This window comes from Rhizobacter sp. P2_H2 (assembly GCF_056403375.1).
This window is the reverse complement of sequence record NZ_JBFUFP010000257.1, coordinates 1-6,077: the sequence shown is the minus strand read 5'-3', so window position 1 is coordinate 6,077 and position 6,077 is coordinate 1. Positions and strand designations below refer to the sequence as shown.

Sequence of the window (6,077 nt, the reverse complement as noted above, 5' to 3'; positions counted from 1 at the left end):
TCTGCGCGGCCTTCGGCGCCGCAGGCGCTTGAGGCGCGGCCGGCTTGGTGGTCGGTGCACGCGGTGCGGCAGGCGCCGGTGCCGCAGCGGCCGGCGTCGCCTGGGCCTGCTGGCGCTGCTTCAGCATCTGCGAGAAGGCATTGGCCTGCGGCGCGTCGGGCGACGGCGCAGGGGCCGGCGCGACGGCCAGCGGGTTGTTCGCGGAAAAGATCGGCAAGGACGACGACACGGCGGACATGGAAGTGCCTGGGCGTTGATTCAGCGGTGGATCGGAAAACTCGGCAGACTCGGATGCGAACGCGTCAGACCACCGGCGAAGCACCCGCCTGGCTCAGCCGGTTCCACGCGGCGCGCGCAGCGAACTCATCGGTCTGCTTCTGCTCGCGGCGGTCGGCCACCAAGCGCAGCTCCTGCAGCCGGCGCTCCAGCAGCTTGCGCACCGAGGCGACGCGCATCTCCTGCTCGATCAGCAGCTGCAGCACGCGCTCGACGCGACCCTGCGCATGCGTCACGACGCGCTGCTGCTGGTCGATCGCCAGCGTCAGCCGCTGCATGAAGCCCTGGTAGTGCTGCATCACGTCCATCGAGCTGCTGCGGCTGAACTGCTCGCGAAAGCGCGCCTCGTACTCGCCGCGGTAGCTCGCCAGCTGCTCGGCCTGCGCCAGCGCCGCGGCCTGCGCATCGGCGGCACGGCGCGATTCGGCCATCGCCGCATCGCGTTCGCGTTCGGCCTGGCCCAGCAGCGCCATCAGCGGTTCAATCGAACGATCGTTGCTCATCGAGGTACTCCTTCAATCGTCGTGATCAGGTGCCGAACAACTTGCGGAGATCCCGCACGCTGTTGTTCAGGCTGGCCGGTTTGTTCATGCCTTGCTGCAGCAGCTCGACCATCGGGCCGTGCAGCTTGACGGCGGCGTCGAGCTCGCTGTCGTGGCCGGGCGAATACGCGCCCAGCTGGATCAGGTCGCGCGCCTTCGTGTACTTCGCGCTCAGCTGGCGGAAACGCCGCGCCGCGTCGATGTGCTCCTGCGGGCTCACGTTGTTCATCACCCGAGAGATCGAGCGCTCGACGTCGATCGCCGGGTAGTGGCCGGCCTCGGCCAGCTCGCGCGACAGCACGATGTGGCCGTCCAGGATGCCGCGCGCCGCATCGGCGATCGGGTCCTGCTGGTCGTCGCCTTCGCTCAGCACGGTGTAGAACGCGGTGATCGAGCCGACGCCGTGGATGCCGTTGCCGCTGCGCTCCACCAGCTGCGGCAGCTTCGCGAAGCAGCTCGGCGGGTAGCCCTTGGTCGCAGGCGGCTCGCCGATCGCGAGCGCGATCTCGCGCTGCGCCATCGCGAAGCGGGTCAGCGAATCCATCAGCAGCAGCACGTGCTGGCCGCGGTCGCGGAAATGCTCGGCGATCGCGGTCGCGTAGCTCGCGCCCTGCAGCCGCGTGAGCGGCGGCGCATCGGCCGGCGCGGCCACGACGACCGAGCGGCGCAGGCCCTCTTCGCCGAGGATGTCCTCGATGAATTCCTTCACTTCGCGGCCGCGCTCGCCGATCAGGCCGACCACGATCACGTCGGCCGCGGTGTAGCGCGCCATCATCCCGAGCAGCACCGATTTGCCGACGCCGGTGCCGGCGAACAGCCCGATGCGCTGGCCGCGRCCCACCGTCAGCATCGCGTTGATCGCGCGCACGCCGGTGTCCAGCGGCTGGCGGATCGGGTCGCGGTCCATCGCGTTGATCGGGCGGCGGATCAGCGGCTCGTTGTGCACGCTGCCGAGCGGGCCCTTGCGGTCCATCGGCAGGCCCTGCGAATCGACGACGCGGCCGAGCAGCCCGTCGCCCATCGGCAGGTGCAGCGTGCGGTCTTCGCTGCGCCGCCATTGGTGTTGCGTCGCGCCCAGCAGCAGCGGCACGATCGGCGACGGCCGCGGCACGACGCGCGCGCCGCTCGCCAGGCCGTGGATCTCGCCGGTGGGCATCAGGTAGGCGCGATCGCCCGAGAAGCCGACCACCTCGGCCAGCACCGGCGGCTGGCCGTCCATGCGCACCTCGCAGACCGAGCCGACCGGCACGCGCAGCCCGGCGGCCTCGAGCACCAGGCCGGCCACGCGCACCAGCGTGCCCTGGGTCTCCAGCGGCATCGCGCTCGCCGAGAAGTTCTCCAGGTCGCCGAGGTAGCGCTGCCACTTGTCCGTCGTGGACACCGCCTTGGCTTCTTGCGGGGAGGTGATCATGCGGCTTCACCGTCCTCTTCGATCTCGGGCAGCGGCGCGTCGTCGCCGTCCCATTCCTGCTCGCAACCGAGCGAGGCGGCGACCCGGCGCCAGCGCGCCTCGAGCGTCGCGTCGATCACGCCGATGTCGGATTCGACCAGGCAGCCGCCGCGCAGCACCTCGGGGTCGGACAGCAGGCGCGCGCCGCGCGCGGACAGCACGTCGGCCGCACCCTGGGCGACCAGCGCGTGGTCGTCCGGGTGCACGCGCACGGTGATGTGGCGGGCGCTCAGCAGCAGCGTGTCGACCGCCTCGGTCGCGACCACCGCGACCAGCTCGGGCTTCATGCTCAGCTCGCTGCGCACCATCTGCTTGGCCAGTTGCGTGGCGGTGACGGCCAGCGCGCGCGCCATGTCCTGCTGCAGGTCGTCGAGCTGCTGGCCGAAGCCCTGCACGATCGCGCCGACCTGCGCGGTGACCTGCGCGGCGTAGCTCTGCTTGAAGCCGTCGAGCGCGACCAGGCCGTCGCGGTAGCCGTCCTGATAGCCGGTCTGGCGCACCTGCTTGAGCTGCGCCATCAGTTCGTCGGCCGGGTTCGGCGGCGGCGGGGCCGGCGGCGCGGGGCGTTGCACGCCGGCGCTCGACGCCTCGGGGCCGCCGGACAGCGAGCCCGGGTTCCACGCCGCGAACGAGCTCAGCTCCTCGCGCGGGATGAAGCGGCTGTAGTTGCTGGTCGGCTTCGCGCCGGCCGGCGGCGGCACCTGCCGCGGGCCGTTCGGCTTAGAGGAACTGGTCATCACCGCCGCCTCCGAGCACGATCTGGCCTTCGTCGCTCAGGCGACGCACGATCTTCAGCATTTCCTTCTGCTCGGCCTCGACCTCGCTCACGCGCACCGGGCCGCGCGATTCCAGGTCTTCGCGCAGCGTCTCGGCGGCGCGCGTGGACATGTTGCGGAACACCTTCTCGCGCATCTCCGGCGTCGCGCCCTTCAGCGCGATCACCAGCGACTCGGACTGCACTTCCTTCAGCACCAGCTGGATGCCCTTGTCGTCGACCTTCTCCAGGTCGTCGAAGGTGAACATGTTGTCCATGATCTTCTGGGCCAGCTCGTTGTCGGCCTCGCGCACGTAGTCGAGCACCGCGGTCTCGATGCTGCCGCCCAGCAGGTTGATCATCTCGGCCGCGGTCTTCACGCCGCCGAGCGAGGCCTTGCGCAGCTTGTCGCCGCCGGCCAGCACCTTGCTCATCACGTCGTTCAGGTCCTTCAGCGCCGACGGCTGGATGCCGTCGAGCGTGGCGATGCGCACCACCACCTCGTTGCGCTGGCGCTCGGTGAAGCACTTCAGCACCGACGAGGCCTGGTCGAAATCGAGGTGCACCAGGATCGCTGCGACGATCTGCGGGTGCTCGTTGCGCAGCAGCTCGGCCACCGAGCTCGCGTCCATCCACTTCAGGCTCTCGATGCCGCTGGTGTCGCCGCCCTGCAGGATGCGGTCGATCAGCAGGTTGGCCTTGTCGTCGCCGAGCGCCTTGCGCAGCACGCTCTTGATGTATTCGTCGTTGTCGGTGACGAGCAGGCTCTGCTCCTGTGCCTGGGTGGCGARGCGCTCCAGCACCGTCTCCACGCGGTCGCGCGGGATGGTCTTCATCCTGGCGATGGTCTCGCCGAGGCCCTGCACCTCTTTCGGCGTGAGGTGCTTGAACACCTCGGAGGCTTCCTCCTCGCCGAGCGACATCATCAGGATTGCCGCGTCTTCCAGTCCCTTGGCGTCCATCGTGTTCCGTTCCGTTGTTCTTGTGGGGGCCGGGCGTCAGGCGGCTTCGCCGCTGACCCAGTCGCGCACGATGCTGGCCACTGCGGCGGGGTTGTCCTTGGCGTAGGCGCGGGCGGCGATCAGCGTCGGGCTGATGCGCGGCGCCTCGAGCATCGGCAGTTTCGCGTCGGCTTCGTGGCCGAGCTTCGGCAGAGACTCGGCATCGTCGACCATCGCATTCAGCGTGTTGCCGCGCGCATCGGCCGGCGACACCGGCTGCGGCAGCGCAGCCTTCAGGGCCGGGCGGATCAGGCCGAACACGATCACCATCGCGACCAGGGCCAGCGAGGCCGGCACCGCGGCGGCGCGCAGCATGTCCAGCGTCTGCGGCTGCTTCCAGATCGGCGTGGTGTCGGGCTCGATCTTCTCGATGCGGAACGGCGCGTTGATGACCTTCACCGAATCGCCACGCTCCTGCTTGAAGCCGATGCTCTCGCGCACCAGCACGTTGAGCTTCTCGATCTCGTCGGGCGTCAGCGGCACGGTGGTGGTCTTGCCCTTGGCGTCGGTCACGCTGCGGTGGTTGACGACCACGGCGGCGTTCAGGCGCTTGACGGTGCCGGTGGCGTTGCGCGTCACGCGCACGGTCTTGTCGATCTCGTAGTTGGTGACCGCTTCCTTGCGGCTGTTGGTGTTGCTGGCAGCGCCGTTCTGCGCGGTCTGCAGCGGCTGGGCGGCGCCCGTCACCGGGGCGGTCGCCGGCACCGGCGGCTGGTTCGACGCGGCCCCGGGAATGCCGGTGGCGCCGGYCCCGCTCTGGCCCATCTGCTCGCTGCTCTGCTGGCTGCGCACGCTGGCCTGCGCGTTCTCGCCCTGGTTGGGCTTGAACTCCTCGGCGGTGGACTCGACCTGCGAGAAGTCGATGTCGGCGGTGACCTGCGCGCGCAGGTTGTCGCGGCCGATCACCGGCTCGAGGATGTCGAGGATGCGCTTGTTGTAGCTGGCCTCGATCTGGTTCACGTACTGCAGCTGCTGCGCGTCGAGGCCGGCGCCGTTGGTGGCGTCGTTGGCGGCCGAAAGCAGCGTGCCGGTCTGGTCGAGCACGCTGACGGCCTTCGGGTTCATCTCGGGCACGCTGGACGACACCAGGTGCACGATGCCGGCGACCTGCGAGCGGTCGAGCGTGCGGCCGGGGTGCAGCGTCAGCATCACCGAGGCGCTGGGCTTCTGCTGTTCGCGGAAGAAGCCGTTCTGGTTCGGCAGCGCCAGGTGCACGCGGGCGTTCTGCACGGCCGACATCGCCATGATCGAGCGGGTCAGCTCGCCTTCGAGGCCGCGCTGGAAGGTCAGGCGCTCCTGGAACTGGGTCTGGCCGAACTTGGCGCCGTCCATCAGCTCGAAGCCGACGATCGAGCCCTTGGGCAGCCCGGCCGACGCGAGCTTCAGGCGCAGGTCGTGAACTTGTGCCGCCGGCACGAGGATCGCGCCGCCGCCATCGGAATAGCGGTACGGCACGTTCATCTGCGACAGCTGGGCGATGATCGCGCCGCCGTCCTTCTCGGACAGGTTGGCGTACAGCACCTTGTAGTCACCCTGGCTGCTCCACAGCGTGATGGCAGCCAGCACGGCGATCAGCGCCGCGATGCCGAGGCCCAGGCTCGCCTTGCTCCTGGCGGGCAGCGCGGCCAGGCGCGCGCCGAAACCGGCCGGGGCGGCAAGCTGGTTGGCATTGGCAAGGGTGACCGCGTTGTCCATGTTGTTCGCTTGAGGTAGACGGGCACAGGCCGCCTGAATGAAGCGATTATTTGGAAACTTGAGGTTTCAATTGCGTTGAACAGCCGGGGAAACGGCCCGCAGTTCGCCCCATCCGCTTTCAGGGTCTTGTCTACAGTTCGACTCCATGGACGTCACCCTCAAGCCCTTCAACTTCGCGCAGGCAGCGGCCCGTGCGGGGATGAACCCGAACGGCACGCCGCTGGTCAACAGCAGCAAGGCCACCGAGGGCGCGGGCTTCCAGCAGGCGCTGACGCAGGCGCTGCGCTCGGTGAGCGATTCGCAGCTGAAGTCCGACGAGATGCAGCGCCAGGTGTCGCTGGGCAACCCGACGGTGAGCC

The 6,077-nt window shown here is 69.4% G+C and carries 6 protein-coding genes and 1 pseudogene; 1 reads left to right on the top strand and 6 read right to left on the bottom strand.

Going from position 1 to position 6,077, the window contains the following annotated elements:
- From AC1D15_RS15060 to fliF, 6 genes and pseudogenes are all read right to left on the bottom strand, one after another.
- Nucleotides 1-238, bottom strand: a pseudogene (locus AC1D15_RS15060) (hypothetical protein); the annotation flags it as partial.
- Nucleotides 239-302: 64 nt separating this feature from the next.
- Complete coding sequence (gene fliJ / locus AC1D15_RS15055; protein ID WP_477826611.1) at nt 303-779, bottom strand: flagellar export protein FliJ; 477 nt, start codon at nt 777-779, stop codon at nt 303-305.
- 25 nt (nt 780-804) lie between these two features.
- Nucleotides 805-2,229, bottom strand: a complete 1,425-nt coding sequence (fliI, locus tag AC1D15_RS15050) for a flagellar protein export ATPase FliI (RefSeq protein ID WP_052211237.1) — start codon at nt 2,227-2,229, stop codon at nt 805-807.
- On the bottom strand, nt 2,226-3,005 hold the full coding sequence (locus tag AC1D15_RS15045; RefSeq protein ID WP_465111046.1) for a FliH/SctL family protein: 780 nt from the start codon (nt 3,003-3,005) through the stop codon (nt 2,226-2,228). The genes fliI and AC1D15_RS15045 overlap by 4 nt, the downstream gene beginning before the upstream one ends.
- Entirely contained in the window at nt 2,989-3,984 is a 996-nt protein-coding gene (fliG, locus tag AC1D15_RS15040) for a flagellar motor switch protein FliG (protein WP_477826610.1), read from the bottom strand. The genes AC1D15_RS15045 and fliG overlap by 17 nt, the downstream gene beginning before the upstream one ends.
- Nucleotides 3,985-4,020: 36 nt before the next feature.
- The gene (gene fliF / locus AC1D15_RS15035) at nt 4,021-5,718 is read right to left on the bottom strand and encodes a flagellar basal-body MS-ring/collar protein FliF (RefSeq protein WP_477826609.1); all 1,698 of its coding nucleotides are present in this window, start codon (nt 5,716-5,718) and stop codon (nt 4,021-4,023) included.
- 145 nt (nt 5,719-5,863) lie between these two features.
- On the opposite strand from fliF, the gene AC1D15_RS15030 reads away from it, so the two are divergent.
- Nucleotides 5,864-6,077, top strand: a 214-nt coding sequence (locus AC1D15_RS15030) for a flagellar hook-basal body complex protein FliE (RefSeq protein ID WP_477826608.1), incomplete at its 3' end; no start/stop codon positions are given.

Coding starts and splice junctions, on each gene's coding strand:
- fliJ (WP_477826611.1), bottom strand. CDS start 779: ATGAGCAACGATCGTTCGATTGAACCGCTGATGGCGCTGCTGGGCCAG.
- AC1D15_RS15045 (WP_465111046.1), bottom strand. CDS start 3,005: ATGACCAGTTCCTCTAAGCCGAACGGCCCGCGGCAGGTGCCGCCGCCG.